Genomic DNA, 25,813 nt, shown 5'->3' on the forward strand with positions numbered 1-25,813 from the left:
GCCTAAATAATGAAATTACATGAGTTAAAATCAGCTGAAGGTTCACGTCGTGTACGTAATCGTGTAGGTCGTGGTGCTGGTACAGGTAATGGTAAAACTAGTGGTCGCGGTCAAAAAGGTCAAAAAGCACGTTCAGGTGGTAGCGTAAGACCAGGATTTGAAGGTGGACAATTACCTTTATTCCGTCGTTTACCAAAACGAGGTTTCACTAACATTAATCGTAAAGAATATGCTATTGTTAACTTAGACCAACTTAATCAATTTGAAGATGGTACTGAAGTAACTCCAGCTTTATTAGTTGAAACTGGTGTGGTTAAGAATGAAAAATCTGGTATTAAAGTACTAGGTAATGGTTCACTTGATAAAAAATTGACAGTGAAAGCTCACAAATTCTCAGCTTCAGCGGTTGAAGCTATCGATGCTAAAGGTGGAGCACACGAGGTGATCTAATGTTTCAAACGTTTGTGAGCTTCTTTAAAACTAAAGAAGTTCGAAACAAGATTTTCTTCACATTAGCAATGTTAGTAATATTCAAAATAGGAACTTATATTCCGGCTCCTGGAGTTAATCCTGAGCCTTTTGAACAGCAAGGTTCTGATCAAGGTGTCGCTGCTCTTCTTAATACGTTTGGTGGCGGAGCCTTAAAGAACTTTTCTATCTTTGCTATGGGTATAATGCCGTACATCACTGCTTCTATCGTAATGCAATTATTACAAATGGACATTGTCCCTAAATTTACTGAATGGGCTAAACAAGGTGAAGTAGGTAAAAGAAAGCTTAGCAATGTAACACGTTATTTCGCTATCATATTGGCATTTATACAGTCAATTGGTATGGCATTTCAATTTAATAACTATTTAGGCGGTAAATTGATTATTCATCAATCTGTCATGAGTTATTTATTGATTGCTGTAGTTTTAACAACTGGAACTGCATTTTTAATTTGGCTTGGTGATCAAATTACACAGTTTGGTGTAGGTAATGGTATTTCAATCATTATCTTTGCAGGTATTTTATCAACGTTGCCATCATCAATTATCCAATTTGTGCAACAAGCATTTGTTGGTAATGACGATACAACGTTAGCATGGTTAAAAGTCATCGGTTTAATTGTTGGATTAATTTTATTAACAATTGGAGCGATTTATGTATTGGAAGCGAAACGTAAAATTCCAATTCAGTATGCTAAAAAACAATCTGCACAACGTTTAGGATCACAAGCAACATATCTACCTTTAAAAGTAAACTCTGCAGGGGTTATTCCAGTCATCTTTGCGATGGCATTCTTCTTATTGCCAAGAACATTAACATTGTTCTTCCCTAAAGCTGATTGGGCGCAAAATATTGCAGAATATGCTAACCCTTCAAACACTTATGGTATGATTGTTTATGTTATATTAATTATTGCATTTGCATATTTCTATGCCTTTGTTCAAGTTAATCCTGAAAAAATGGCTGACAACTTGAAAAAACAAGGTAGTTATGTACCAGGAATTAGACCTGGGGAACAAACAAAAAAATATATTACTAAAGTACTTTATCGCTTAACTTTTGTAGGCTCTATTTTCTTAGCAGTTATTGCTATTCTTCCAATTATAGCGACAAAATTTATGAATTTACCTCAATCAATTCAAATTGGTGGTACAAGTTTATTAATCGTTATTGGTGTAGCAATTGAAACTATGAAATCACTTGAAGCACAAGTGAGTCAAAAAGAATATAAAGGCTTTGGTGGTAGATAATTTGTAGGAGGGCAATTTATGAATATCATTTTAATGGGTTTACCTGGAGCTGGTAAAGGTACTCAAGCGAGTGAAATTGTTAAGAAATTCCCAATACCACATATATCTACTGGTGACATGTTCAGAAAAGCGATTAAAGATGAAACTGATTTAGGTAAAGAAGCTAAATCATACATGGATCGTGGAGAATTAGTCCCTGATGAAGTTACTGTAGGTATCGTTAAAGAAAGAATTTCTGAAGACGATGCAAAAAAAGGTTTCTTATTAGATGGATTCCCTAGAACGATTGAGCAAGCTGAGGCATTAAACAATATTATGTCTGAGCTTGACAGAAATATTGATGCTGTTATCAATATTGAAGTTCCTGAGGAAGAGCTAATGAATCGTCTTACAGGTCGTCGTATCTGTGAGAAATGTGGTACAACTTATCATCTTGTATTTAATCCTCCAAAGGTTGATGGTGTTTGTGATATCGATGGTGGAAAACTTTATCAACGTAAAGATGATAATCCAGAAACAGTATCTAATCGTTTAAGCGTTAATGTTAAACAATCTAAGCCAATTTTAGAGTACTACGATGAAAAAGGCGTATTGAAAAACATTGATGGTGCGAAAGATATTGACGAAGTAACCAAAGATGTCATTGATATCTTAGATCAATTAAAATAGTTCAACTAATGTGCGATCTAGATTTATGTGAACTTTGATTAGGTTTCTCTGGCAAGAATTTATTTTTTGAGTGTCGTATGACGATCATAATTCCCGCATTTTGTTAAACTTATAATAACTATTCACTATATTAGATTCGTATCGTTGAAGTTGTCTATTGACGATTACCTTACTATTGTAAAAAGGGGGAAGTTAATCAATGGCGAAACAAGATGTAATAGAATTAGAAGGTACAGTACTTGATACTTTACCAAATGCTATGTTTAAAGTAGAATTAGAAAATGGTCATGAAATTTTAGCACATGTAAGTGGTAAAATTAGAATGAATTATATTCGTATTCTACCTGGCGACAAAGTAACAGTAGAAATGTCTCCGTATGATTTATCACGCGGTAGAATTACGTATCGTTATAAATAATCGTCACTCCATAATATAGGGAGGTATAAAAATGAAAGTAAGACCATCAGTAAAACCTATTTGCGAAAAATGTAAAGTCATTAAACGTAAAGGTAAAGTTATGGTAATTTGTGACAATCCTAAGCACAAACAAAGACAAGGTTAATAAAAGAGAGGTGTAAAAATATATGGCACGTATTGCAGGAGTAGATATTCCACGTGAAAAACGCGTAGTTATTTCATTAACTTACGTATATGGTATCGGTACTTCAACAGCTAAAAAAATTGTTGAAGAAGCTAACGTATCAGCTGATACACGTGTAAAAGATTTAACAGATGACGAATTAGGTCGTATCCGTGAAGTAGTTGACGGTTATAAAGTAGAAGGTGACTTACGCCGTGAACAAAACTTAAACATTAAACGTTTAATGGAAATTTCATCATACCGTGGTATTCGCCACCGTCGTGGTTTACCAGTTCGTGGTCAAAAAACTAAAAACAATGCTCGTACTCGTAAAGGCCCAGTTAAAACTGTAGCTAATAAGAAAAAATAATAGGTAAAGGAGGCAAAATATAAATGGCACGTAAACAAGTATCTCGTAAACGTAGAGTTAAAAAGAATATTGAAAATGGTGTAGCACACATCCGTTCAACATTCAACAATACAATCGTAACTATCACTGATGAATTTGGTAATGCTTTATCTTGGTCATCAGCTGGTGCATTAGGTTTCAAAGGATCAAAAAAATCAACACCATTCGCTGCTCAAATGGCATCTGAAACTGCTTCAAAATCAGCAATGGAACATGGTTTGAAAACTGTTGAAGTAACAGTAAAAGGACCTGGACCAGGTCGTGAATCAGCTATTCGTGCATTACAATCAGCTGGTTTAGAAGTAACAGCAATCAGAGACGTTACTCCAGTACCTCACAACGGTTGTCGTCCACCAAAACGTCGTCGCGTATAATTTTTATTGATTGTTATTGTTACAAATCACTGAGCGAAACAATTTTAAAATTAATTCGACGTTATTAAGGAGGATTTTGTAAATGATAGAAATTGAAAAACCTAGAATTGAGACAATTGAAATTAGTGAAGATGCTAAATTCGGTAAGTTCGTTGTTGAACCACTTGAACGTGGCTACGGTACTACACTAGGAAACTCCTTACGTCGTATCCTACTATCTTCATTACCAGGTGCAGCCGTTAAGTACATCGAAATTGAAGGTGTTTTACACGAATTTTCAGCTATAGACAATGTTGTTGAAGATGTTTCTACAATTATTATGAACATCAAAAAATTAGCATTAAAAATCTATTCTGAAGAAGATAAAACATTAGAAATTGATGTGAGAGATGAAGGCGAAGTAACAGCAAGTGATATTACTCACGATAGTGATGTTGAAGTTCTAAACCCAGAACTTAAAATTGCAACAGTGTCTAAAGGTGGACATTTAAAAATTCGTCTTGTTGCTAATAAGGGTAGAGGTTACGCATTAGCAGAACAAAATAATACTAGTGATTTACCAATTGGTGTAATTCCTGTAGATTCACTATATTCACCTGTTGAACGTGTAAACTATACAGTTGAAAATACACGTGTAGGTCAAAGTAGTGATTTTGATAAATTAACTTTAGATGTTTGGACTAATGGTTCAATTACTCCACAAGAGTCTGTTTCATTAGCTGCTAAAATTATGACTGAACATTTAAATATTTTCGTTGGTCTTACAGATGAAGCGCAAAATGCTGAAATCATGATTGAAAAAGAAGAAGATCAAAAAGAAAAAGTACTTGAAATGTCTATCGAAGAATTAGACTTATCAGTACGTTCATACAACTGTTTAAAACGTGCAGGCATCAATTCTGTTCAAGAATTAGCGGACAAGTCTGAAGCTGATATGATGAAAGTGCGTAATTTAGGTCGTAAATCTCTTGAAGAAGTTAAATATAAATTAGAAGATTTAGGATTAGGTTTAAGAAAAGAAGATTAATAAGTTAAAGGAGGTTAACTCATGGGTTACAGAAAATTAGGTCGTACTTCTGATCAACGTAAAGCTATGTTACGTGACTTAGCTACATCACTTATCGTAAGTGAGCGTATTGAAACTACAGAAGCTCGTGCAAAAGAAGTTCGTAGTGTTGTTGAGAAATTAATCACTTTAGGTAAAAAAGGTGACTTAGCATCTCGTCGTAATGCTGCTAAAACATTACGTAATGTTGAAATCTTAAATGAAGATGAAACTACACAAACTGCACTTCAAAAATTATTTGGTGAAATTGCTGAACGTTATGCAGAACGTCAAGGTGGATACACTCGTATTCTTAAAGTAGGTCCTCGTCGTGGTGACGGTGCTGAATCAGTTATCATCGAATTAGTAGATTAATTTTATATATAAATACACTAACTACTTGTATTTAAAGCAAATGAGTGCAACGATAATGTTTGCCACATACAAATATTGTCTAGCTCAGAGTACCCCATCAACTAAATACTAATATAAAGCGTGAACTCAACTAAAATGTGATGGGGTGCGCGCTTTTTTAATTTTAATGAATCTATAATGATTAAAAAGAGTCGTGCTTTTGAGGCATGACTCTTTTTATATATAAAAGACGTTTACTCATGTACATCTAGTTTTTATTCATGTAAACTAATGTAGTAACTATTAATAAAGGAGGAAGGCTGTGAAAACTGATAATAACAATATCATCGAACTTAAACATGTACATTTTCAATATCAAAAAGATGCGGCCTTCACTTTAGAAGATGTGTCATTTAATATACCAAAACATCAATGGACATCCATTGTAGGACATAATGGTTCGGGGAAATCTACAATTGCAAAACTTATAGTTGGAATAGAACAAGCAACTGAAGGAGAAATTTTTTATAACAATCATTTAGTTACGCCTGATTATTTAAGAGAGGTTAGACGCCATATTGGTATTGTCTTTCAAAATCCAGAAAATCAATTTGTAGGTTCAATTGTGGAATATGATGTAGCTTTTGGACTCGAGAATCACGCAGTATCTCATGACAAAATGAAAGCAATCGTCATTCAATCTTTAGATAATGTAGATATGAAAGAATATATGGAATATGAACCACATTCTTTATCGGGAGGCCAAAAGCAACGCGTGGCTATTGCAGGAGTCTTAGCACTAAGTCCAGATGTCATCATTCTTGATGAAGCAACCTCTATGTTAGATCCCCAAGGTAAACAGTCTTTACTTTCATTAATTAGACAAGTTAAACAAGAGAAAAATTTAACGATTATTTCTATTACTCATGATTTAAGTGAAGCGTTAGAAAGCGACCATGTCGTCATTATGAATAAAGGCAAAGTTTACAAAGAAGGCAAGCCAAATTTTATTTTTTTAAATACACAGTATTTAGTAGAGATTGGCTTAGATTTACCATTTGCAATGAAAATGAATCAAAAGCTAGGCTTTAAAGATGAATTCACTACATATGAAGGGCTGGTTGATAAATTATGACCATTCAATTTAATCATGTTTCATATATTTATCAAAAAGGCACTCCTTATGAATATCAAGCCTTAAATGATATCAATCTCAAAATTGAGCAAGGTAAATACTATGCGATTGTTGGTCAAACAGGAAGTGGTAAATCCACACTCATTCAACATTTTAATGGGCTATTAAAACCAACAAAAGGTAGTATTACTTTTGATAATAAGGAGATTACTCATAAAACAAAAGACAAGCATCTACGAGAATTAAGACAACAAGTAGGTTTGGTTTTTCAATTTCCTGAATCACAATTGTTTGAAGATAGTGTGGAAAGAGAAGTGGCATTTGGTCCTAAAAATTTTAAGATGAATGTGGAACAAGTTAAGTCATATGCGTATCAGTTACTCTTAGATTTAGGTTTTGATCATCATATTATGGAACAATCGCCATTTGAAATGTCAGGTGGTCAGATGCGTAAAATTGCATTAGTTTCTATCCTTGCAATGAAACCGAATATAATTATTCTTGATGAGCCTACTGCTGGACTTGACCCAAAAAGTCGTCAGCAAGTGATGGAATTAATAAAATCAATTCAGGTCAATCATCATAAAACTGTCATATTAGTGTCACACGATATGAATGATGTGGCACGATATGCAGAAGAAATCATTGTAATGAGACAAGGGAAAGTAATAGAACAGTGCTCTCCTAAATCATTATTCAGACAACACGAAAAACTGAAAGATTGGCATATTGCATTGCCTGATGTAGTACAACTGCAATATGATGTTGAAGATAAATATCAAACCATGTTTAATGATATTGCCTTAAATGAAGATGAGTTTGTAACGTTGTATCAGGAGTGGCAAGAACATGAAAAATAAACTTATTATAGGACGTTATTTACCTAATAACTCTGTAATACATCGTCTTGATCCTAGAGCAAAGTTGATTTTTGTATTTGTATTTATTATTTTTATCTTTTTTGCTCATTCTTTTGCTACATTTGCTTGGGTAATATTATTAATTCTATGTTTTATGAAAATGGCTAAAATTCAATTTTGGTTTTTAATTAAAGGATTAACACCGATATTTTTCTTCTTAATCTTTACGTTTTTAATGCACATTTTCTTTACTCACGGTGGGACTACGCTATTAGAAATAGGTTTTATTAAAATTGATAGTACAGGGGTATTAGAAGGTATTTTTATTTCTTTAAGATTAATAACAATTGTTATGGTTGCAACAATTATGACATTATCAACAAGTCCAATTGACTTGACTGATGCTTTTGAAAAGTTAATGGCCCCATTGAAACTATTTAAAATTCCTGTGCATCAATTAAGTATGATTATGTCAATTGCTTTAAGGTTTATTCCAACATTGATGGATGAATTAGATAAAATTATTCTTGCTCAAAAATCAAGAGGTTCTGAAATCAGTTCGGGTAGTTTAATGACAAGAATTAAAGCTTTCATTCCATTAATGATACCGCTATTTATTTCTGCCTTTCAAAGAGCTGATGAATTAGCAATTGCAATGGAAGTTAGAGGATATGATGCTAATGTACAACGTACAAGTTATCGTAAGTTGTCATGGCATAAGAGAGATACTTTGAGTCTATTCAGTCTGATACCTATTGGAATGATATTATTTGTATTAAAATATATGGGAGTGTAAGACATTGCGCATACTAGTAAATATTGCGTATCAAGGACATGGATTTCTTGGTTTTCAAATTCAACAACAAGGTAGAACTGTTCAACAACAATTTGAAAAAATTTTAAAACGTATGCATCGTCGGCATGTGCGTATACATCCATCAAGTCGCACAGATCGTGGTGTGCATGCTTATGAACAGTATTTTCATTTTGACACAGAATTGAATATTGAGCCTAAACAATGGAAATATGCGATGAATAGTGCGTTACCTGAGGATATTTACGTGAATAGTGTAAAACAAGTAGATGACACGTTTCATTGTCGTTATGATTGTGTAGGTAAGAGATATCGCTATAAAGTGTATCAAGCGGAACATCGCAATCCATTTGAAAGTGGTCTTAAGACATTTATAAAAGATGACTTAGATTTAGATAAGATGAATGAAGCGGCTAAACACTTTATTGGAACTCATGATTTTACTGGATTTTGTTCACAAAAGACTGAAGTTGAAAGTAAAGAACGTACACTATACCAAAGTGAAGTTGTAAAAACGGACGAAGGTTTTGACTATATCGTCACAGGTTCTGGTTTCTTATATAATATGGTGCGCGTACTTGTAGCTTTTTTAATAGAAGTAGGTAAAGGGAAGCGACAACCTAACGAAGTTCCTGAACTGCTTAAAGCTAAAAATAGAGATAATGTCCCTTTTACAGCACCCGCTGAAGGATTATATCTTGAAAAGATATATTTAGATCCAGAAGCACTTAAAAATGACTTTGGTGAGGATATAAAAATACATTACAAAAAATCATTACAAAATGACTAATATGCATTGACAAATGGGCTTATAAAATATAAGATAGTTAACGGTATTGTTTTATATCATCCCACGATAAGCCCCGGAAACTTATTGTGTTACAAGATATATAAGCAGATTAGACAGGAATAAAATAAATGAACATTACGCTTTGAAATCGTAACAGAATGACCTAGATTGCAGGCCTCGTTCGTAGGTTCGACTGCGATGAGTACCTGTAATCTAAGACGAAGCATTTATTTTTAGGAGGATAATTATTATGCGTCAAACATTTATGGCAAATGAATCAAACATTGAGCGCAAATGGTATGTTATCGATGCTGAAGGCCAAACATTAGGTCGTTTATCATCAGAAGTAGCATCTATCTTACGCGGTAAAAATAAAGTAACTTATACACCACACGTTGATACTGGTGACTATGTAATCATCATCAACGCTGAAAAAATCGAATTAACTGGTAAAAAAGAACAAGATAAAGTTTACTACCGTCACTCAAATCACCCAGGTGGTATTAAATCAGTGACTGCTGGTGAATTAAAACGTAACAACCCTGCTCGTTTACTTGAAACTTCTATCAAAGGAATGTTACCAAGTTCACGTTTAGGTGAAAAACAAGGTAAAAAATTATTTGTATACAGTGGCGCTGAACACCCACACGCTGCACAACAACCAGAAAACTACGAATTACGTGGTTAATTAGAAGGAGGAAATTACATTGGCACAAGTTGAATATAGAGGCACAGGCCGTCGTAAAAACTCAGTAGCACGTGTACGTTTAGTACCAGGTGAAGGTAATATCACTGTTAACGATCGTGACGTACGCGAATACTTACCATTCGAATCATTAATCTTAGACTTAAACCAACCATTCGATGTTACAGAAACTAAAGGTAACTATGATGTATTAGTTAACGTATACGGTGGTGGTTTCACTGGACAAGCTCAAGCTATCCGTCATGGTATCGCTCGTGCATTATTAGAAGCTGACCCAGAATACAGAGGTTCTTTAAAACGCGCAGGTTTATTAACTCGTGACCCACGTATGAAAGAACGTAAAAAACCAGGTCTTAAAAAAGCACGTCGTTCTCCACAATTCTCAAAACGTTAATATTGGAATTGTTGCAAACTTGTTTGCTTACAAGTTCAGTATGCAAATTGCGTCAGCAATTTGTGTTCAATTAAAATGTTTAAAGCACTTCTCAACTTTGAGAAGTGCTTTTTTATATAAAAAAGGCTAGTAGTTCTAAGAAACACTAGCCACATGTCTATCTATTTATTTTTCATAACTTCATCAACCACTTCTGTCATGTCATTATGGATAACTAAACTTGCTTGTCTATCATACGGTGTAGCGTCTCTATTAATAATTACAAGATTGTCTCCTGTAAAGTTAGAAATAAAGCCAGCAGCAGGTTGTACGACCAAGGATGAACCTAACACAATGACAGTATCTGCTTTTTGGATTTTATCTAATGCTCTAAAGACAGTAGGCTGATCGAGCATTTCGCCGTATAATACGATATCAGGGCGAATGACATCACCGCAGTTCTCACAATATCTTAATTTGTGTTCCATAACATATGATTTCGTATATTCTTTTCCACAATTGATGCAATAAAAGCGATTCAGTGTACCATGAATTTCATCAATATGTTCACTTCCAGCATCTTCATGTAACCCATCGATATTTTGGGTAATCACACCTAAAGATTTGCCTTCTTTTTCTAATTCTGCAATCCATTCATGAACGATATTAGGTTTTTTATCAGCTACTAGTAGTCGTTTATGATAAAAGTCGATAAAGCTTTCTTTATTATCATTTAAATGATCAACACTTAATAAATATTCAGGTGAATAACCCTCTTTTGAAATTTCATCAAATAATCCACCCATTGAACGGAAATCAGGTATGCCACTTGCAACTGATACACCCGCACCAGTAAAAAATACAATTTTGTTTGATTTATCAACAATTTCTTTTAATTTTTCGATTTTATTACTCAATCTGAGCACCTCGTTTATAATAATGACTAATATAACTTTTTTAAAATGAATTTTATACTATTATTACAACATATTTTTACCTTTATTTTCTAGTTTTAAAACAAGTAATAGTATAGAATGAAATTGCGCTTAAAATCTTTATGAGATATATGTGTTCATTTTATATGGACATGTTTAATAAAATAAGTTGGATGTGAGAATTTGAATGAATAAATACGATCGTTTAGAAGAAATTACTAAACTCGTAAATCAAAAAGGAACGGTTAGGACAAATGAAATCGTTGAGGATCTTAACGTATCTGATATGACAGTACGTCGTGATTTAGCTGAACTAGAAGAAAAAGGATTACTAACTAAAATACATGGCGGTGCACGTAGTAATTCAGCTTTTCAAATTAAAGAAAAGTCTCATCAAGAAAAGCACACAGAGAATATTGAAGAAAAACGTGCTGTCGCAAGGAAAGCTGTTAACTTAATTGAAGAAAACGATACGATTTTTTTGGGACCTGGAACAACAATCGAGTTACTGGCTCAATTAATAGATCGAGAGTCATTAACAGTGATTACGAATTGTTTTCCAGTATTTCAAATATTATTTGAAAAGCGTTCGCTAAATTTTAAAGTTTACTTATTAGGTGGAGAAATGAGAGAACTTACTGAATCATTTGTAGGTGAAATGACGAATACGCTCCTTAAAACAAAACGATTTAGTAAAATGTTTTTTAGTTGTAATGGAATAAAAGATGCAGATGTGCTCACTTCTACAATTGACGAAGCGTATACACAACAACTTGCACTTCATCGTTCACTTGAAAAGTACTTATTAATTGATACTTCAAAAATTGGAAAAGAAGATTTTACCCAATTATGTCATTTAGAAGATTTAACAGCAGTTGTTGTAGATAAAAATGATGAAGATAATGTACAAAAATTAAAAGCTTATACAGAAGTGATACATTAATTGAATGATACCAAGATTGTTTATTTAAACAATCTTGGTATTTTTTTAGATAATTGAACGCAATTAAACATAAAAACAAAACATTTTGTTTAAATAAACGAAATTTCAAACAATATTCGAACATTTATTGTTGATTATTTGTTTGTTTATGTTTATAATTTAGGTGTAAAGATTTGAAAGCGCTTTTTCAAACACATGTGTTTAATTATCTTATTTTCAAAGGAGAATCATTATGACAATTTTTATTGGTTCAGATGTCGCTGGTCAACGTCTTAAAGATGTTGTAAAAACATTTTTAAAAGAAAATAACCATGATGTAGTAGATGTAACAGAAGGAAAAGAATTAGACTTTGTTGATTCAACATTAGCAGTTGTACACGAAGTACAAAAGAACGATGATAATTTAGGAATTGCAGTGGATGCTTATGGTGCAGGTAGTTTTATTGTTGCTACAAAAGTAAAAGGAATGATTGCTGCTGAAGTATCAGATGAACGTTCAGCATATATGACACGTAGTCACAACAATGCACGCATGATTACGATGGGTGCTGAAATTGTAGGCGATACATTAGCTAAAAATATTGCTAAAGAATTTGTAAATGGACACTATGATGGCGGACGTCACCAAATCCGTGTAGATATGTTAAATAAAATGTGCTAATTGGAGGAATAAATAATGAAAATTGCTATAGGTTGCGATCACATTGTAACTGATACAAAAATGGAAGTTTCACAACACTTAAAAGCTCAAGGACACGAAGTTATTGATGTAGGTACGTATGATTTTACACGTACACATTATCCTATCTTCGGTAAAAAAGTAGGAGAAAAAGTTGCTAGTGGAGAAGCAGATTTAGGCGTATGTATTTGTGGTACTGGCGTTGGTATTAGTAATGCAGCAAACAAAGTCCCAGGTGTAAGAACAGCATTAGTACGTGATATGACATCAGCACTTTATTCAAAAGAAGAATTGAATGCTAATGTTGTTAGTTTCGGCGGTAAAGTAGCAGGCGAATTATTTATTTTCGATATCGTTGATGCATTTATCAAAGCAGAATACAAACCTACTGAAGAAAATAAAAAATTAATTGCTAAAATTAATCATTTAGAAGCACATAACGATAATCAAGCTAATCCTCACTTCTTTGATGAATTCTTAGAAAAATGGGACAAAGGTGAATATCACGATTAAGGAAGATGTGAAATGATTCTAACATTAACTTTAAATCCTTCAGTTGATATCTCTTACCCATTAGAACAGTTTCATCTAGATACTGTGAATAGAGTTAAAAAGACGAGTAAAACTGCTGGAGGAAAAGGATTAAATGTAACACGTGTATTATCAGAATTTGGCGAAAATGTGTTAGCAAGTGGCTTTTTAGGTGGCGCATTAGGTCAATTTATTGAAGAACAATTAACAGATGCTCAAATTGAACAGTCTTTCTTCAAAATAAAAGGAGAAACGCGAAATTGTATCGCTATTCTACATGAAGGACAACAAACTGAAATACTCGAACAAGGACCAACTATTGACAAGGAAGAAGCAGAGAGCTATAAAGCACATCTTTTAGAACTATTTAAAAGAGCTAATGTTATAGCGATGTCTGGAAGTTTACCTAAAGGTCTTAATACAAATTACTACGCTGATATTGTGAAATTAGCAAATGAACAAGAGCTACCTACGATTTTAGATAGTTCTGGTCAATCATTAATGGATGTATTGTTGAGCGAAAATAAGCCTTCAGTGATAAAACCTAATATTGATGAATTATCTCAATTATTACACACTACTGTCACTACAGATATCGATAGTTTAAAAGAAGCGGTTACTCAACCCATCTTCAAAGGTATTGAATGGATTATTGTTTCTTTAGGTGGCGATGGCGCTTTCGCTAAACATCATCAAACATTTTATAAAGTAAATATCCCCAAAATAGAAGTCGTTAATCCTGTAGGGTCTGGTGATTCTACTGTGGCAGGTATTGCATCAGGTCTTGTTCATCAACAATCCGATGAGGATTTACTGAAAAAAGCGAATGCATTTGGAATGTTAAATGCAATGGAGCATCAAACAGGTCATATCAATGTAGATAAATTTAAAGAACTATTCAAACAAATTGAAGTTATAGAGGTGTAATTCATGACAAAATCACAACAAAAATTAGCATCAATCGAACAATTAAGTAATCAAGATGGTATTATTTCAGCTTTAGCATTTGATCAACGTGGGGCATTAAAAAGAATGATGGCTGAACATCAAACAGAACCTCCTACAGTTGAACAAATCGAACAATTAAAAGTACTTGTATCAGAAGAGTTAACACAATATGCATCTTCTATTCTTTTAGATCCTGAATATGGCTTACCTGCTTCTGATGCACGTAATAAAGAGTGTGGTTTATTACTTGCATATGAAAAAACTGGATATGACGTGAATGCAAAAGGTCGTTTACCTGATTGCTTAGTAGAATGGTCTGCTAAACGTTTAAAAGAACAGGGTGCCAATGCAGTTAAATTCTTACTTTATTATGATGTAGATGATTCAGAAGAGATTAACATTCAAAAGAAAGCTTATATTGAACGAATTGGTTCAGAATGTGTTGCTGAAGACATTCCATTTTTCTTAGAAGTGTTAACTTATGATGATAATATTCCAGATAATAAAAGTGCTGAATTTGCAAAAGTAAAACCTCGTAAAGTAAATGAAGCAATGAAGTTATTCTCAGAAGAGCGATTCAATGTTGATGTGCTTAAAGTTGAAGTACCCGTAAATATGAATTTTGTCGAAGGATTTACAGAGGGTGAAGTTGTATACACAAAAGAAGAAGCAGCACAACATTTCCGTGATCAAGATGCAGCGACACATTTACCTTATATTTATTTAAGTGCTGGTGTATCAGCTGAATTATTCCAAGAAACATTAACATTTGCACATGATGCAGGTGCACATTTCAATGGTGTGTTATGCGGACGTGCGACATGGTCTGGTGCAGTTAAAGTTTATATTGAACAAGGAGAACAAGCCGCAAGAGAATGGTTACGTACAACTGGATATAAAAACATTGATGATTTAAATAAAGTACTAAAAACAACTGCAACATCTTGGAAAGCAAAATAACTTAGGGGAGGTTATTCATATGAACAGAGAAGAAGTACAATTACTTGGTTTTGAAATTGTCGCATATGCAGGAGATGCACGTTCAAAATTATTAGAGGCTTTAAACGCTGCTAATGAAGGTGATTTTGAAAAAGCTGAACAACTTACCGAGGAAGCAAATGAATGTATTGCAAATGCACATAAAGCTCAAACAAACTTATTAGCTCAAGAAGCGCAAGGTGATGACATTGCATTTAGTATTACAATGATTCACGGACAAGACCATTTAATGACAACGTTATTATTAAAAGATTTAATGAAGCATTTAATTGAATTATACAAAAAAGGGAGCTGACCCCTATGAATAAGTTAATAGCATGGATAGAAAAAGGAAAGCCGTTCTTTGAAAAAATATCCCGTAATATTTATTTAAGAGCGATTCGTGATGGATTTATTGCAGCAATTCCAATTATCTTGTTCTCAAGTATATTTATTTTAATCACATATGTACCTAACGTGTTTGGCTTTACTTGGAGTAAAACGATGGAAGGTATATTGATGAAACCATATAACTATACCATGGGTATTGTTGGTTTAAGCTAAAAAAGAGCCGTAAACGTTGATATGAAGCGGTTTACAACTCTTGATGATATGAATTGAATACGTTTTGAATACGTTATTACTAAAAACTAACATAATTTGCGAACTTTTCGGCCACTTTCTCACGCTGCTTTTCAGTAACGTGTGCATATATTCCCATTGTCGTTTGTATATCCCCGTGACCTAATCTATCTTGTACCTCTTGAACAGATAAGCCCGCTTCAAATAATAAAGAACAGTGCGTATGTCTAAAGCCATGTACTGTTATCCTTTTAAAATTATTCTTCTTACATATCAAATTCAAAGTTTCATTAGCATATACTCTATTTAGTCGTTTGTTCGTTTCTACATTCGTGAATATTTCTTGATGTTTGCTAGACGTATTATGTCCATGTTTAAGAGATAACACACGTTGTTGAGTACGCCACTCTTTTAATACCTCTAATGTTTTACTATCAACGCTGATCGTTCTAATAGATGAACGAGTTTTAGGCGTATCTATAAACTGCCTATGATTTAAGCCCTCTGCAAGCGTCTTATTCACGCTTAACGTCTGATTAGTAAAATCTATATCATTCCATGTTAAAGCCATTAATTCGCCACGTCTGATACCCGTAAAGGCAAGTGTACGAAATAAAGCATGATGTAATACATTATCTTTTACAAGCTCTAAAAACTGCTGCAATTCATCACTTGTATAGTATTTCATTGTTTCATGCTTCTGATTACTTTTCTTACGTGGTGCTTTTATGTGATTAAATGGATTATCAGTTATAATTTTTAAACTAATAGCATACTCAAAGATAGTAGACGCATATATACGCCCCTTTTTCGTTTCTGAATATGTTCGATACCATTCATTCACTACCTTTTGACAATGTGGCACGGTAATATCTTTAATAGCCATATTCTCAAAGTGTGGAAGTATCATCATTTTAAATGTTGTCATTGCTTGCTGATAGGTGCTTTCTTTTACTGTATTTCTATATTGTTCTAACCATAGTTCATATATTTGGTTAAACGTCATTATTTCAGTGTTTAAGAAGCCATTAGCTTGTACTTCTGTTTGCAGCTTAGCTTCTGCAATTTTGGCCTCTCTCTCAGTTTTAAAGCCACGTCTTGTTGTCCGCTTCTGCTTACGAGTAATTGGATCAACACCGAGATATGCAACAAACATATACGCCGTTGAGCCGTCTTTCTTTTTATATTTCTTAATCATTGTAAATCAATCCTTTCTACTTGCCCGCATGCGTTTGATTGGATTGAACACACCTTTGAGAGTGGTTACTCATTGGTGCGGTAATAGTATGTATGAACTCGTAAGCAAAAAGGACAAAGATTTTCTGCTAATCAATTAATTTATTTATTTCTCTTCTTAGTTCTTGTAATTTATCTGTTGGTAAATTTTTAATCTCATCTTTCATTTCTTCAAATAAAGGTGAATTGGCTACCGAAAAAGAAACATCTAATCTAATTAAATCAGTATCAATTTCAAAAGGCACACTATCAGCAATTTTTTCTTTTATACGAATAGTGTCATTATAATAATCAAAGAATTCTTGTTTAAATCCTTTTTTTAACAAATCTTCATACTCGTCTTTCTCAATAGTTGCCTCTGACAAAACGTAAAGTTCTTCATCAGTATTAAAATCTTTTCGATAAATATCAACTACCACGCTATCTAATATTGCTTTAAAAATATATTCTTCATCATTAATAAAATATCTTATAAAAATATATTCATAAGGAATATCACGAAATTGTTGTTTGTCATATTTAAAAGTGTGTTTTTCTTCTTTATATTTTAAATCTTTAAATTCAATATTAATTGGTGAATATAAGAGTAAATCAGATAATCCGATATCGAAATAATTACATAAAGAATTGATAGTATCATACTTAATATTTTGATTTTCATTTCTTATTAAAGATAAAAGTGTAGGTCTTGTTATTCCAGTTTCTTCTGACAATTTAGATTGGTTAACACCAAACATTTTCATTAATTCTTTTAAAGTACAAATAATCATACAAATACCTCCAATATCTATTATGCATGTTTTGTTTATAAAAATCCATTAATAATAAAAGAAAATGCAAAAAGTATTTGCAAAAAAGATTTGTATATGTAAAAATAGTTTTTGAAGTTATTGTTTACTTAAATAGCTATAATTCAATAACTTTTGTAAAAAAAACATTCAAAAGGAGGATTTAGATGACAGTCATAGTTAATGATGAAAAGGTTAAGTATTTAATGTTTCTAAATGGATATAACAACAATAGTTTAGCTGAAGCACTAAACATTGGAAGTTCTTATTTAAGTTTAATCTTAAAGAATAAAAGAAAACCATCTCCTATATTAGCTAAAAAATTAGCTGAAAAGTTAGGAGTTAATATTGATGATATTTTTATTTTTAATGAAAAGGAGACTTCTAAATGAGTACACCGATTTTAAGTGAAGCCGCTTCAATCGAGTTAGCAAACGGTATATTGAAACTAGCAGAGCAAATCGCTCAACAGAAGCTAGAACAACAACAGAAGCGGTGGCTTACACAAACAGAAGTAAGAAAGTTATACAGATGTACACATAGTGATGTTACAGAGTGGGAGCGTTTAGGACTTACTAAACGTAAACAGGGACGAAGCTATTACTATGATCGTCAAGAAATAGAAAAATTTTTAGAAAGTCAAAAATATTAAAAAATCTTGCCCGCAAGCGAGTGAATAAGTGTATTAGTAATAATCAATTTCGGAGGTTTTAAATGATAAAACAAATTTTTAACGGCACGGAAATTAGATTTATAGAAAAAGACGGAGAACATTGGGCAATAGCGAGTGATATAGCTACTGTATTAGGTTTTAGAGATTCTTTTAATGCTACAAAGAATTTACCTAATCATGTAAGAGGTACTCTCAAAGGTAGTACCACATCAGATAAGAAGAAAGCTAGAAAGTATCAAGATTATACGGTCATTAATGAAAAAGGTATTTATAGATTAATCATGCGTTCAAACAAAAAGGAAGCGGAAGACTTTCAAGACTGGATATGTGATGTGTTAGTTGAGTTACGACAAACAACAGGCTTAAAAGATTATGAAGCTTTCCGTATGACTGATAAGCAAATACAAAAAGACGCTATGAACAAGCTGAAAGAAGCAAATCAAACAGCTAAGCGAGTAGATTACATTAAAGCAAACACAATATCAGATAAAGCAACATCAACGCTATATGGCTTTAAGAAGATGATTAAAAAAGGTGCAATGACACCTGAAATGTTAGCAACTCGACAAACAATATTAACTGATGTAGTTGATCTAATGGCTGCAAAAAATCGTTTTGGCTTAGATGTTAAAGTGAGTGAAACTATTTACGGTAAATACAACAAACAAGAAGAAGCGGAGTGATAAAATGCTTAGGTTTCTGAATGAACTTATTTATATCTGTGTAATAACCATATTTTTAAATATGTATTCTGAATTACATTATGCATTAGCATTTTTCTTATTCTCAAGCATGGTAGCTATTATCAAGTTTGATATTCGAGATGAACAACGCTCGTATCTCTATAAAGCATATAGAGAACATTTACAAAACAGTAGAAGAATTTAAGTAGAATGTATAAAAATAATAAACTGCTTCGATATGAAGCAATAGGAGGATTTAAAAATGGATAATCAAGATGTTCGAGTAATCAAAGAAATATATGAGTTATTAAATAGTGCAATAAATGATAAATGACAAATTTATGTTCATTTAGTAGAAGAAGGTAACCAAAAATGGAGAGAAACGCTTAACCGTGAACAACAACTACAATTTATTTGTGAGTTGGTTATGCAACAAATAGAAAACAATTTCGAGTGGGAGGAATAAAAATGAATTTAGAAATTAAAAATATATTGAATGATATAGAAATAATTAAAGAAAAAATTAATGACGTAATGACGTCTTTTACATGGTTTGATGAAGAATATTTTATTCATGAGCCTAATCATGTATTAAATAAAAATGAAATTTTAGCACATGGTTATAGATATCATGAACATAGAATACAAAATACACAAACGATTGATTTAATGTGTATGTACTTAAAAGAGTTTGATAGCTTATTAGAACAATTTAAAGAATTAGATAAAAAAGAAACGTTTTCTATTCCAAGCGACCAAACCGAAATAGAAAACGCTGATAAATAGTTTTTTAAGCAAACTAAAAATCTAACTGAAAGGATAACACTATGGGTGATATAAAACAATCAAATAAACAGCCTAATTACTACTCTATTTTACCTGCAAACGTGAGATATGACAATCGTCTTAATGATAGTGAAAGAGTAATATTTGCAGAAATTACGGCATTTAGTAATGAATATGGCTATTGTACTGCTAGCGATGAGTATTTCGCTAGCTTGTACGGTCATAATGAATTAACGATATTAAACAGGATTAATCATTTAAGAAAACTAGGTTACTTAAAGATCACATATAAGTATATAGATAAGGTATTACAAAGACAGATAGCACCAGTGTTATATGAAAGTGAGGGTGGTAACTATGAGTGATAGATTAATTGATGTTACAGGTGGATACGGAACAATTTATAAGCAAGTCATGAAAGAGCCTAATTTAAGTATAGAAGCTAAGGCTATATATTGTTATCTATCTTCTTATGCTGGTGGTAAAGATATAGCTTTCCCAAGTGTTAGCCTTATTTGTCACGAATTAAATATAAGTAAAAACCGCTTCTATAAGCATAGAAATGAATTAGTTGATAAACAAATCATTTCAGTAAAGAGAGAGCGTACTGAAAACGGATTTAGCAAAAATATTTATACAATCAATCATCATTTCGTATGTCGCAGTTTTGAAGATATACAAAATGTAGACATACAAAACGTAGATATAAGAAACGTAGACATACAAAATAAAGACACTAAGAATAACAGTATTAAGAAAAACAATAATAAGAATAACAGGGAGAAGAAAAACAGTAGTAGTAGTTACGACACAACAACAGCTTACAATTTCCTTTTGAATAATTTTGTTGAAATGCAAAACACTAATAAACAAAAAGAAGTAAGCAACCTCGTACAAGATATTAAAGGTAATACGCTAGATGTAGTAAAGGTAGCGACTAACTACTGTAAGGATAATAACAAAGGCCTTAACTACTTTATAGCAGTAATTAAAAACTGGATAGCTGATGATGTAGACACTAAAGAAAAGGCACTAGCTAAAGTGACACCTAACAATAAGAAACATAATAAAACTGATGAAGTATTTGCAGCAATGGAAAAAGAGTTAAACACTAACGAAAATAAAAACCAAACAATACATGAAGCGGATAATGTTTTTACTTTTTATGAAAATAATGGATTTGGTCGTCTTAATTCTACAATCGTAGAAAAGATAGACGCATGGAGAGAAGATTTCAACGGTAATGACAATATAGTTATCGAAGCATTAAAAGAAGCGATTAACAACAACGTTTATAAGTGGGCATATGTGAATAGTATTTTGGTTAGTTGGTATCAAGAGGGCATTAATTCAGTTAAAGATATAGAAGCACGTAAGAAGCAAAGAAATAAATTGAATAATAATAAATCATTTTTAGATCGTTTAGCAGATGATGAAGAAGAAAATTCACAATACAGCGAATTATTTTAAGGAGTGATTGCATGAAAAGTATTACTGACATTGACTTAATGAAGAAGTTACACAATAAAGTGATTGATATGCAACTTGACCTTAAATGTAGTAGATGTGGCAATAGATACGATTACTATAAGTTTGATAACGGACAAGAGGAGCGTATCGGGTGCGATTGCTTCATGATTGAGAAAGCCAAACAAAGTACGAGCAATTACAAAGCGAAACAGAAGCGGTTAGATATTGAAAGAGTATTTAAACAATCAATGCTTAATGATGACTTATTAAAGGCTCATTTCGATAATTACAAACCTACTAATTCTGACTTACTAGAAGCTAAACAGATTATGCAGAAGTATGCTGCGAACTTCTCACTAGATAATCCAACTTCTTTATTACTTCATGGAACATATGGAATTGGTAAAAGTCATTTAGCAATGTCTATTGTAAAAGAAGTGAAGAAAAAAGGTTATACAGCTTTATTTATTGATGTAACGGAACTCATTACAGCATATAGAGATACCTATACAAAAACATCAGACGTGACAGAGAAACAACTCGATCAACTTATTAAAGACGTAGATTTACTTGTGATTGATGATTACGGTACATCATTAACCAATTATGGATTAAGTAAGATGTTTAATGTAGCTAACTTACGAACTGGAAAACACAATATTATTACCACTAACAATACAGCAAAAGAATTAACATTAACTAAAGATAGTAAGAAGATATTTAGCCGACTAATGAAGAATACAAAGATTATTAAAATGCACGGTGCAGATTATCGGTTAAAAGACTTTCATTCATAAATAGAGTTACGGGCTATTATGTCCGTGACTTCTTTTCGTATTTAAGGGAGGGGCTGAAATACTCCGTATAGTTAGTAAGATTTAAGTAATCGCTTGATAACATTTTTTATAACTAAATTCTAGAAACTAAAAATCTAAAATAGAATTAATCATTTTAAAGCCTATTTTAGAGCATTAAATAAAAATTGATATAAGTAATAGTATGAGAATATAAGGCTTCTAAAATAAGTTGTTACAGTGCTTAGAATTAATTTTAGAACATCTTTAATTGAAAAGAGGGTTAAAGAGATATGAAAGTATTAGAAAAAGAAAATAAAGCAATCATTGACGCATGGAATGTATTATTTGAAGATAACGACTATCAAACGCTCATTAAAGAGTTAGATAGCTTTCTTGATGAAACTAAAGCACTTAGAGAAGCGGGATATAGCAATAGTGAGATAGACAAACAACAGCTATCTAAAGTGGATAAACTAGAACAAAGTTTTAAGACTTTTGCTATAAGTAAGTTACAGAGTATTAACGATCAATTATGTATTATGCAGAGTGAAGCGCTAGAGCAAGAGATAGACAATCCACATGCTGAAATTATTAAACGACAAGATTTACAAGCAAGACTATCACTAATAACTAATGATGAAGCGATTGCTCTTATAAAACATTTAGCACCAACTGACACTAAAATATATGAGATATATCTATACGAGAACTTAATAAATAACCGCTTCAATGAGTTAGAGAAGAAGCATGTAGCGAAAGACTTCGAGAAACTTAAAGAAAAGGTGTTATATCCTTATTCAGATGAAATTGAGTATAAAAGGTTAGTAAGTGAAAGAAACACGTTAAACACGCTTAAAATGAATTATTTGGGCATACCAGCAACTAAAGATGAAGCGGGCTACATTGGTGTACGTTCAGTTAAACAACGTTACTTAGATGTACTAAGCAATAATGAATAGGAGTGTATGAATGAATATTAAACGAGTGAAACATTGTTTATATTACCGTGAAGCAAAGATAACAGAATATGCACTATTAACGGAATTTAGTCCACAGTTTATAAATTCAAAGATAAAAGGTATCAAATTGCAAATAGAAGCAATGTATTACTTAAATATCTCTCATTCAACTTCTAGTGATGTATTTGGGTTTGTATCAGTATCATATCCACTAGAGAAGCTTGTTATACATATACTAGAAGAAAAGGCTAAGCTAAACGCATATATTAAACGATCAAGTAAGAAACTAGCACTATTTAAAGAAGTGGTTAAAGGATATACACCAAGTGAACAAAAAGAAATAATGTATTACATTCGTTCTAATGGTGCAGCAATAGATAGTGAACTGATTAACCGTTTAAGATGTGATTTATATAAAGCCATTCATTCACATAAAGTGGGTGCTAAGGTGTGAAGTATGATAAAGAAGCGATTAAACAATTTGTAAAAGAATACCATAATACGACTACGATTGATGTTAAAGAGAGTGAGTTAGATATAGATAACTTCTTTGAAATTAGTGATGATGTCGAAGCGGTAGAAGTAAATGATAATATCGACAATCAAATCTTTTTTAATGAACTAGAGCAAATTGTAGATAGAGTGGGAACAGATAAAGAGTACTTTGTATTTTATTTATTGTGTCAGGGTAAGTCGTTAAACGAAGTAGGAAAGGTATTTAATCTTTCGGGAGAACGTGTTAGACAAATGTATAACGGTTTGTTAGATAAGATTGTAAATGAAGCTAGTTAATACCCCCCACTCTAAACATTTAAAGAGTAAAAGTGTTATTGGAGAACGGCGAGGGGTGTCTACTTTCCAAATTTATTATTTTTTTCACGCGTGAGGGGGGTGGGGTATCAAATATGAAATTGTTGGAAAATGTTGGACAAATTCAAATAGGGGCGTTCAAATACCCCGCCTATTATTGTTATTTTGTTATATCGTTTGTTCACTCCCCATTTAGTGAAAGTATCAATAAGACTTTAAAAATGTGGGGAAATGTTGGGTATTTCAATAATGAATTTGGTATGAAAAAGCTGTTACTTAATAATGAGTAGCAGCTTATTTGATTAAACTTTTTTGTGTGACCAAAATTATTGCTCAAATATGAGTGTAATCTATCATGAAATTGTTGGATAAATTTTAATGAATACCCTAGAAAAGCCTAGCTTAAAAAGGGTACTTACTCAATTTTGAGTAGGTGCTTTTTGATTAGACTTTTTTGACTAAGCAAAGCTATCTCTCATAAAAAGTTTGAGCTTATTAAAGTTGATCATTTTTGGATGTGTACTTTTAATTAATGCTAAATAATGCAAATTTTTGAAGGGGTTTAATTGTCTTTAACGTCAGTTATACCAATGTATCTAGCAAATTTTAAAATTTAAAAATTAACATCGAGAAAAAGAGAGTAATTAAGCAAAGGAACGACATTAACGACGGGTTAAAAAAGAACATAGTCATTTTTGACTTTATACCTTTAATTAACTTTAATTTTCGAGAGATTTAAAACTATATAGAAGCTATGAGCTTCTAAGTGTAGAAAATGATTATTAAGATCAATAATTAAAATCAACTAAAATACTATATATTACTACATTTCATATTAGGTTTTCTTAGGTAGTTGAATGTTAAATATTGTTAAGCTGCTTTGAATAAGTGGGTGCTAAATGATGAAATATGATGAAAAATTTTAAAGAATACAGGGGGGATAAAGTGATGAGAAAAGGTAGAGGTAGTCAAGTTTTTAGTGAGTAGATAGTAAAATTGATTTCTATAAAAATTAGGACTACCCAATTTTGGGTTATCCTATAATACATATGAAATAATTAGCAGCGTCCAAATTTGGACTTTGCAAAAATCCAAAGGTTTACCAAAGGTAGAGCAAATATAAAATGTACAAGGTTTATACAAAGTAAGTAAAAAATAGTGCGATTTTGGATAGGTACAAAAATTTATGTAACGAAAAATCGGAAGGTTTTCGTAAGGTAGTCAAAAAATGGGAAGATTTTGGGAAGGTAGTAAAAAATAATAAGGTTATATAAAGGTTACAGAGAAATAAACGTAAGTTTTCGTAAGGTAGCAGTGTTTTTTAAGCCTATTTAAACCACTTAACGTATATTAGGTATAAAGTATCAATACCGCTATTAGAGGCTTTCTAAAACGCTCTCTGAAGCTTATAAGAGATAAACCGCTTCTATATGTTAAAACCTTACATTTACTTATTCAATACAAAGATTAATTAGCTTATATATTCTATAATTAGTACTAGGTACTAAAATGACTTTAAAAAACTTGAAATTTAGAGGTGTATTACTTTGCTAACGATTGAAAGACACGATATTAAGAAATTAGAGGACTATATAGAACGTATAGAGCAGTATCGCAAGGAAATGAAGTTTACACACTTTGAATTACTAAATGATGAAGCGGGTAACGTAGGTTTAAAATATAAATATGAAAGATTATGTAATATAGTTAATGGGGTAGATCAATTAATAGATGAAGCGGACAACGAAACTAAAGAAATTATGCGTTTTAGGTATTGGGAGTGTCCTCTAGGGTGCTACCAGTGGCAAGATATAGCCGACTACTTCGGTATAAGTAAAACAAGTATGTTGCGTAAACGTGACGCTATAATCAGACGTTTAGCAACGCTTATAGGCTATGTATAGCGTTTAAGTAGGCGTTTTGTATATTTAGTTTTAATTAAGGGATTAGTTTGTTAGTATCAAATTTAAAGATATCTAGGAGGGAATATAAATGGGGTCAGTTCTCACTGTTGTTTTAATATTCTTAATTTTATCTCTAGTCTTTAAATCTCTTAAGAAAAAGAAGTAAGAGAGATATACATATTTGAGTAGTATTAATTTTAAGTTATAAAAAGTAAGCGTTTTCTCTTTACATTTAGAGCCTTTTATAAGATAATAACCG

35 protein-coding genes and 1 pseudogene are annotated in these 25,813 nt (G+C 32.1%); 33 read left to right on the forward strand and 3 right to left on the reverse strand.

The genetic code is table 11. The features are described from left to right. Positions 1-9 precede the first annotated feature (9 nt). The 15 genes from rplO to rpsI all read left to right on the forward strand — a co-directional run bounded on the left by rplO (position 10) and on the right by rpsI (position 9,873). Entirely contained in the window at positions 10-450 is a 441-nt protein-coding gene (gene rplO, locus HMPREF2629_RS10010; protein ID WP_017174842.1) for a 50S ribosomal protein L15, read from the forward strand. Continuing rightward, positions 450-1,742 (forward strand): preprotein translocase subunit SecY, encoded by a 1,293-nt coding sequence (gene secY, locus HMPREF2629_RS10015; RefSeq protein ID WP_070647306.1) that lies wholly within the window; start codon positions 450-452, stop codon positions 1,740-1,742. The genes rplO and secY overlap by 1 nt, the downstream gene beginning before the upstream one ends. An 18-nt stretch (positions 1,743-1,760) precedes the next feature. Beyond that, on the forward strand, positions 1,761-2,411 hold the full coding sequence (locus tag HMPREF2629_RS10020; RefSeq protein ID WP_002448556.1) for an adenylate kinase: 651 nt from the start codon (positions 1,761-1,763) through the stop codon (positions 2,409-2,411). A 199-nt stretch (positions 2,412-2,610) separates the two neighbouring features. Beyond that, complete coding sequence (infA, locus tag HMPREF2629_RS10025; protein ID WP_001829792.1) at positions 2,611-2,829, forward strand: translation initiation factor IF-1; 219 nt, start codon at positions 2,611-2,613, stop codon at positions 2,827-2,829. A 31-nt stretch (positions 2,830-2,860) separates the two neighbouring features. Beyond that, the gene (gene rpmJ / locus HMPREF2629_RS10030; RefSeq protein WP_001829709.1) at positions 2,861-2,974 is read left to right on the forward strand and encodes a 50S ribosomal protein L36; all 114 of its coding nucleotides are present in this window, start codon (positions 2,861-2,863) and stop codon (positions 2,972-2,974) included. 22 nt (positions 2,975-2,996) lie between these two features. Continuing rightward, the gene (gene rpsM / locus HMPREF2629_RS10035) at positions 2,997-3,362 is read left to right on the forward strand and encodes a 30S ribosomal protein S13 (protein ID WP_002448629.1); all 366 of its coding nucleotides are present in this window, start codon (positions 2,997-2,999) and stop codon (positions 3,360-3,362) included. 23 nt (positions 3,363-3,385) lie between these two features. Then, positions 3,386-3,775, forward strand: a complete 390-nt coding sequence (rpsK, locus tag HMPREF2629_RS10040; RefSeq protein WP_000101625.1) for a 30S ribosomal protein S11 — start codon at positions 3,386-3,388, stop codon at positions 3,773-3,775. Between the two features lie 82 nt (positions 3,776-3,857). Continuing rightward, positions 3,858-4,802, forward strand: coding sequence for a DNA-directed RNA polymerase subunit alpha (locus HMPREF2629_RS10045; protein WP_002448356.1), 945 nt, complete (start codon positions 3,858-3,860; stop codon positions 4,800-4,802). 21 nt (positions 4,803-4,823) lie between these two features. Continuing rightward, entirely contained in the window at positions 4,824-5,195 is a 372-nt protein-coding gene (gene rplQ / locus HMPREF2629_RS10050) for a 50S ribosomal protein L17 (RefSeq protein WP_002448491.1), read from the forward strand. A gap of 301 nt (positions 5,196-5,496) precedes the next feature. Further along, the gene (locus tag HMPREF2629_RS10055; protein WP_048762077.1) at positions 5,497-6,309 is read left to right on the forward strand and encodes an energy-coupling factor transporter ATPase; all 813 of its coding nucleotides are present in this window, start codon (positions 5,497-5,499) and stop codon (positions 6,307-6,309) included. Then, complete coding sequence (locus HMPREF2629_RS10060) at positions 6,306-7,169, forward strand: energy-coupling factor transporter ATPase (RefSeq protein WP_019835776.1); 864 nt, start codon at positions 6,306-6,308, stop codon at positions 7,167-7,169. The genes HMPREF2629_RS10055 and HMPREF2629_RS10060 overlap by 4 nt, the downstream gene beginning before the upstream one ends. Continuing rightward, entirely contained in the window at positions 7,159-7,965 is an 807-nt protein-coding gene (locus HMPREF2629_RS10065; protein WP_049414047.1) for an energy-coupling factor transporter transmembrane component T family protein, read from the forward strand. Before HMPREF2629_RS10060 ends, HMPREF2629_RS10065 begins: the two co-directional genes overlap by 11 nt. A gap of 4 nt (positions 7,966-7,969) precedes the next feature. After that, positions 7,970-8,773, forward strand: coding sequence for a tRNA pseudouridine(38-40) synthase TruA (gene truA, locus HMPREF2629_RS10070; RefSeq protein ID WP_048679181.1), 804 nt, complete (start codon positions 7,970-7,972; stop codon positions 8,771-8,773). Positions 8,774-9,023: 250 nt separating this feature from the next. Further along, positions 9,024-9,461, forward strand: coding sequence for a 50S ribosomal protein L13 (rplM, locus tag HMPREF2629_RS10075; RefSeq protein WP_002448612.1), 438 nt, complete (start codon positions 9,024-9,026; stop codon positions 9,459-9,461). Positions 9,462-9,480: 19 nt separating this feature from the next. Continuing rightward, a complete protein-coding gene (gene rpsI, locus HMPREF2629_RS10080) occupies positions 9,481-9,873 on the forward strand; it encodes a 30S ribosomal protein S9 (RefSeq protein ID WP_002448344.1) in 393 nt (130 codons plus the stop codon). A gap of 161 nt (positions 9,874-10,034) precedes the next feature. Here the strand turns inward: rpsI and HMPREF2629_RS10085 are convergent, their stop codons facing one another. Continuing rightward, positions 10,035-10,769, reverse strand: coding sequence for an NAD-dependent protein deacylase (locus HMPREF2629_RS10085; protein ID WP_019835774.1), 735 nt, complete (start codon positions 10,767-10,769; stop codon positions 10,035-10,037). Between the two features lie 205 nt (positions 10,770-10,974). Between HMPREF2629_RS10085 and HMPREF2629_RS10090 the strand changes: the two genes are divergently transcribed. The 7 genes and pseudogenes from HMPREF2629_RS10090 to HMPREF2629_RS10120 all read left to right on the forward strand — a co-directional run. Then, on the forward strand, positions 10,975-11,730 hold the full coding sequence (locus HMPREF2629_RS10090) for a DeoR/GlpR family DNA-binding transcription regulator (RefSeq protein ID WP_019835773.1): 756 nt from the start codon (positions 10,975-10,977) through the stop codon (positions 11,728-11,730). A 232-nt stretch (positions 11,731-11,962) separates the two neighbouring features. Beyond that, a complete protein-coding gene (gene lacA / locus HMPREF2629_RS10095) occupies positions 11,963-12,391 on the forward strand; it encodes a galactose-6-phosphate isomerase subunit LacA (protein WP_002448540.1) in 429 nt (142 codons plus the stop codon). A gap of 15 nt (positions 12,392-12,406) precedes the next feature. Further along, complete coding sequence (gene lacB / locus HMPREF2629_RS10100; protein ID WP_002448324.1) at positions 12,407-12,922, forward strand: galactose-6-phosphate isomerase subunit LacB; 516 nt, start codon at positions 12,407-12,409, stop codon at positions 12,920-12,922. 12 nt (positions 12,923-12,934) lie between these two features. Further along, the gene (locus HMPREF2629_RS10105) at positions 12,935-13,867 is read left to right on the forward strand and encodes a tagatose-6-phosphate kinase (RefSeq protein ID WP_037541586.1); all 933 of its coding nucleotides are present in this window, start codon (positions 12,935-12,937) and stop codon (positions 13,865-13,867) included. Between the two features lie 3 nt (positions 13,868-13,870). Next, the gene (gene lacD / locus HMPREF2629_RS10110) at positions 13,871-14,848 is read left to right on the forward strand and encodes a tagatose-bisphosphate aldolase (RefSeq protein WP_019835810.1); all 978 of its coding nucleotides are present in this window, start codon (positions 13,871-13,873) and stop codon (positions 14,846-14,848) included. Between the two features lie 19 nt (positions 14,849-14,867). Then, entirely contained in the window at positions 14,868-15,182 is a 315-nt protein-coding gene (locus tag HMPREF2629_RS10115; protein WP_017174827.1) for a PTS lactose/cellobiose transporter subunit IIA, read from the forward strand. Between the two features lie 5 nt (positions 15,183-15,187). Next, positions 15,188-15,418 (forward strand): annotated as a pseudogene (locus HMPREF2629_RS10120) (PTS transporter subunit EIIC); the annotation flags it as partial. A gap of 91 nt (positions 15,419-15,509) precedes the next feature. Here HMPREF2629_RS10120 and HMPREF2629_RS10125 read toward each other — a convergent pair. Both HMPREF2629_RS10125 and HMPREF2629_RS10130 read right to left on the reverse strand, forming a co-directional pair. Further along, positions 15,510-16,646, reverse strand: coding sequence for a site-specific integrase (locus tag HMPREF2629_RS10125; RefSeq protein ID WP_070813347.1), 1,137 nt, complete (start codon positions 16,644-16,646; stop codon positions 15,510-15,512). A gap of 127 nt (positions 16,647-16,773) precedes the next feature. Then, entirely contained in the window at positions 16,774-17,454 is a 681-nt protein-coding gene (locus HMPREF2629_RS10130) for a helix-turn-helix domain-containing protein (RefSeq protein ID WP_070813348.1), read from the reverse strand. Between the two features lie 185 nt (positions 17,455-17,639). Between HMPREF2629_RS10130 and HMPREF2629_RS10135 the strand changes: the two genes are divergently transcribed. The 11 genes from HMPREF2629_RS10135 to HMPREF2629_RS10190 all read left to right on the forward strand — a co-directional run bounded on the left by HMPREF2629_RS10135 (position 17,640) and on the right by HMPREF2629_RS10190 (position 25,554). Beyond that, the gene (locus HMPREF2629_RS10135; protein WP_070813349.1) at positions 17,640-17,864 is read left to right on the forward strand and encodes a helix-turn-helix transcriptional regulator; all 225 of its coding nucleotides are present in this window, start codon (positions 17,640-17,642) and stop codon (positions 17,862-17,864) included. After that, entirely contained in the window at positions 17,861-18,124 is a 264-nt protein-coding gene (locus HMPREF2629_RS10140; RefSeq protein WP_070813350.1) for a helix-turn-helix domain-containing protein, read from the forward strand. The genes HMPREF2629_RS10135 and HMPREF2629_RS10140 overlap by 4 nt, the downstream gene beginning before the upstream one ends. 62 nt (positions 18,125-18,186) lie before the next feature. Then, positions 18,187-18,828 carry a BRO-N domain-containing protein gene (locus HMPREF2629_RS10145; protein ID WP_070813351.1) on the forward strand — a complete coding sequence of 214 codons (642 nt, stop codon included), beginning with the start codon at positions 18,187-18,189 and terminating at the stop codon, positions 18,826-18,828. 468 nt (positions 18,829-19,296) lie between these two features. Continuing rightward, positions 19,297-19,614, forward strand: coding sequence for a type II toxin-antitoxin system toxin TscT (gene tscT, locus HMPREF2629_RS10150; RefSeq protein WP_070813352.1), 318 nt, complete (start codon positions 19,297-19,299; stop codon positions 19,612-19,614). A 41-nt stretch (positions 19,615-19,655) separates the two neighbouring features. Further along, entirely contained in the window at positions 19,656-19,979 is a 324-nt protein-coding gene (locus HMPREF2629_RS10155) for a helix-turn-helix domain-containing protein (protein ID WP_070813353.1), read from the forward strand. Beyond that, positions 19,972-21,084, forward strand: a complete 1,113-nt coding sequence (locus HMPREF2629_RS10160) for a DnaD domain protein (RefSeq protein ID WP_070813354.1) — start codon at positions 19,972-19,974, stop codon at positions 21,082-21,084. Before HMPREF2629_RS10155 ends, HMPREF2629_RS10160 begins: the two co-directional genes overlap by 8 nt. 11 nt (positions 21,085-21,095) lie before the next feature. Then, positions 21,096-21,881, forward strand: coding sequence for an ATP-binding protein (locus HMPREF2629_RS10165; protein WP_070813355.1), 786 nt, complete (start codon positions 21,096-21,098; stop codon positions 21,879-21,881). 290 nt (positions 21,882-22,171) lie between these two features. After that, a complete protein-coding gene (locus HMPREF2629_RS10170; RefSeq protein ID WP_070813356.1) occupies positions 22,172-22,840 on the forward strand; it encodes a hypothetical protein in 669 nt (222 codons plus the stop codon). A 10-nt stretch (positions 22,841-22,850) separates the two neighbouring features. Then, positions 22,851-23,294, forward strand: coding sequence for a pathogenicity island protein (locus tag HMPREF2629_RS10175; protein WP_070813357.1), 444 nt, complete (start codon positions 22,851-22,853; stop codon positions 23,292-23,294). Continuing rightward, a complete protein-coding gene (locus HMPREF2629_RS10180) occupies positions 23,291-23,632 on the forward strand; it encodes a sigma-70 family RNA polymerase sigma factor (protein ID WP_070813358.1) in 342 nt (113 codons plus the stop codon). The genes HMPREF2629_RS10175 and HMPREF2629_RS10180 overlap by 4 nt, the downstream gene beginning before the upstream one ends. 1,565 nt (positions 23,633-25,197) lie before the next feature. After that, positions 25,198-25,554 (forward strand): transcriptional regulator, encoded by a 357-nt coding sequence (locus HMPREF2629_RS10190; RefSeq protein WP_070813359.1) that lies wholly within the window; start codon positions 25,198-25,200, stop codon positions 25,552-25,554. Positions 25,555-25,813 lie beyond the last annotated feature (259 nt).

The sequence above is a fragment of the Staphylococcus sp. HMSC034C12 genome, assembly GCF_001835895.1.
Classification (GTDB): Bacteria; Bacillota; Bacilli; order Staphylococcales; family Staphylococcaceae; genus Staphylococcus; species Staphylococcus hominis.

Bases quoted from the DNA above. Each gene is read 5' to 3' on its own strand.
- HMPREF2629_RS10140 (WP_070813350.1), top strand. From the start codon at position 17,861: ATGAGTACACCGATTTTAAGTGAAGCCGCTTCAATCGAGTTAGCAAAC.
- rpmJ (WP_001829709.1), top strand. From the start codon at position 2,861: ATGAAAGTAAGACCATCAGTAAAACCTATTTGCGAAAAATGTAAAGTC.
- HMPREF2629_RS10125 (WP_070813347.1), bottom strand. From the start codon at position 16,646: ATGATTAAGAAATATAAAAAGAAAGACGGCTCAACGGCGTATATGTTT.
- secY (WP_070647306.1), top strand. From the start codon at position 450: ATGTTTCAAACGTTTGTGAGCTTCTTTAAAACTAAAGAAGTTCGAAAC.
- HMPREF2629_RS10165 (WP_070813355.1), top strand. From the start codon at position 21,096: ATGAAAAGTATTACTGACATTGACTTAATGAAGAAGTTACACAATAAA.
- rplO (WP_017174842.1), top strand. From the start codon at position 10: ATGAAATTACATGAGTTAAAATCAGCTGAAGGTTCACGTCGTGTACGT.
- infA (WP_001829792.1), top strand. From the start codon at position 2,611: ATGGCGAAACAAGATGTAATAGAATTAGAAGGTACAGTACTTGATACT.
- HMPREF2629_RS10135 (WP_070813349.1), top strand. From the start codon at position 17,640: ATGACAGTCATAGTTAATGATGAAAAGGTTAAGTATTTAATGTTTCTA.
- rplQ (WP_002448491.1), top strand. From the start codon at position 4,824: ATGGGTTACAGAAAATTAGGTCGTACTTCTGATCAACGTAAAGCTATG.
- rpsM (WP_002448629.1), top strand. From the start codon at position 2,997: ATGGCACGTATTGCAGGAGTAGATATTCCACGTGAAAAACGCGTAGTT.
- HMPREF2629_RS10045 (WP_002448356.1), top strand. From the start codon at position 3,858: ATGATAGAAATTGAAAAACCTAGAATTGAGACAATTGAAATTAGTGAA.
- lacA (WP_002448540.1), top strand. From the start codon at position 11,963: ATGACAATTTTTATTGGTTCAGATGTCGCTGGTCAACGTCTTAAAGAT.
- lacD (WP_019835810.1), top strand. From the start codon at position 13,871: ATGACAAAATCACAACAAAAATTAGCATCAATCGAACAATTAAGTAAT.
- HMPREF2629_RS10160 (WP_070813354.1), top strand. From the start codon at position 19,972: ATGAGTGATAGATTAATTGATGTTACAGGTGGATACGGAACAATTTAT.
- HMPREF2629_RS10155 (WP_070813353.1), top strand. From the start codon at position 19,656: ATGGGTGATATAAAACAATCAAATAAACAGCCTAATTACTACTCTATT.
- HMPREF2629_RS10065 (WP_049414047.1), top strand. From the start codon at position 7,159: ATGAAAAATAAACTTATTATAGGACGTTATTTACCTAATAACTCTGTA.
- rpsK (WP_000101625.1), top strand. From the start codon at position 3,386: ATGGCACGTAAACAAGTATCTCGTAAACGTAGAGTTAAAAAGAATATT.
- HMPREF2629_RS10060 (WP_019835776.1), top strand. From the start codon at position 6,306: ATGACCATTCAATTTAATCATGTTTCATATATTTATCAAAAAGGCACT.
- HMPREF2629_RS10145 (WP_070813351.1), top strand. From the start codon at position 18,187: ATGATAAAACAAATTTTTAACGGCACGGAAATTAGATTTATAGAAAAA.
- lacB (WP_002448324.1), top strand. From the start codon at position 12,407: ATGAAAATTGCTATAGGTTGCGATCACATTGTAACTGATACAAAAATG.
- HMPREF2629_RS10090 (WP_019835773.1), top strand. From the start codon at position 10,975: ATGAATAAATACGATCGTTTAGAAGAAATTACTAAACTCGTAAATCAA.
- rplM (WP_002448612.1), top strand. From the start codon at position 9,024: ATGCGTCAAACATTTATGGCAAATGAATCAAACATTGAGCGCAAATGG.
- tscT (WP_070813352.1), top strand. From the start codon at position 19,297: ATGAATTTAGAAATTAAAAATATATTGAATGATATAGAAATAATTAAA.
- HMPREF2629_RS10115 (WP_017174827.1), top strand. From the start codon at position 14,868: ATGAACAGAGAAGAAGTACAATTACTTGGTTTTGAAATTGTCGCATAT.
- HMPREF2629_RS10175 (WP_070813357.1), top strand. From the start codon at position 22,851: ATGAATATTAAACGAGTGAAACATTGTTTATATTACCGTGAAGCAAAG.
- HMPREF2629_RS10020 (WP_002448556.1), top strand. From the start codon at position 1,761: ATGAATATCATTTTAATGGGTTTACCTGGAGCTGGTAAAGGTACTCAA.
- HMPREF2629_RS10170 (WP_070813356.1), top strand. From the start codon at position 22,172: ATGAAAGTATTAGAAAAAGAAAATAAAGCAATCATTGACGCATGGAAT.
- HMPREF2629_RS10130 (WP_070813348.1), bottom strand. From the start codon at position 17,454: ATGATTATTTGTACTTTAAAAGAATTAATGAAAATGTTTGGTGTTAAC.
- HMPREF2629_RS10105 (WP_037541586.1), top strand. From the start codon at position 12,935: ATGATTCTAACATTAACTTTAAATCCTTCAGTTGATATCTCTTACCCA.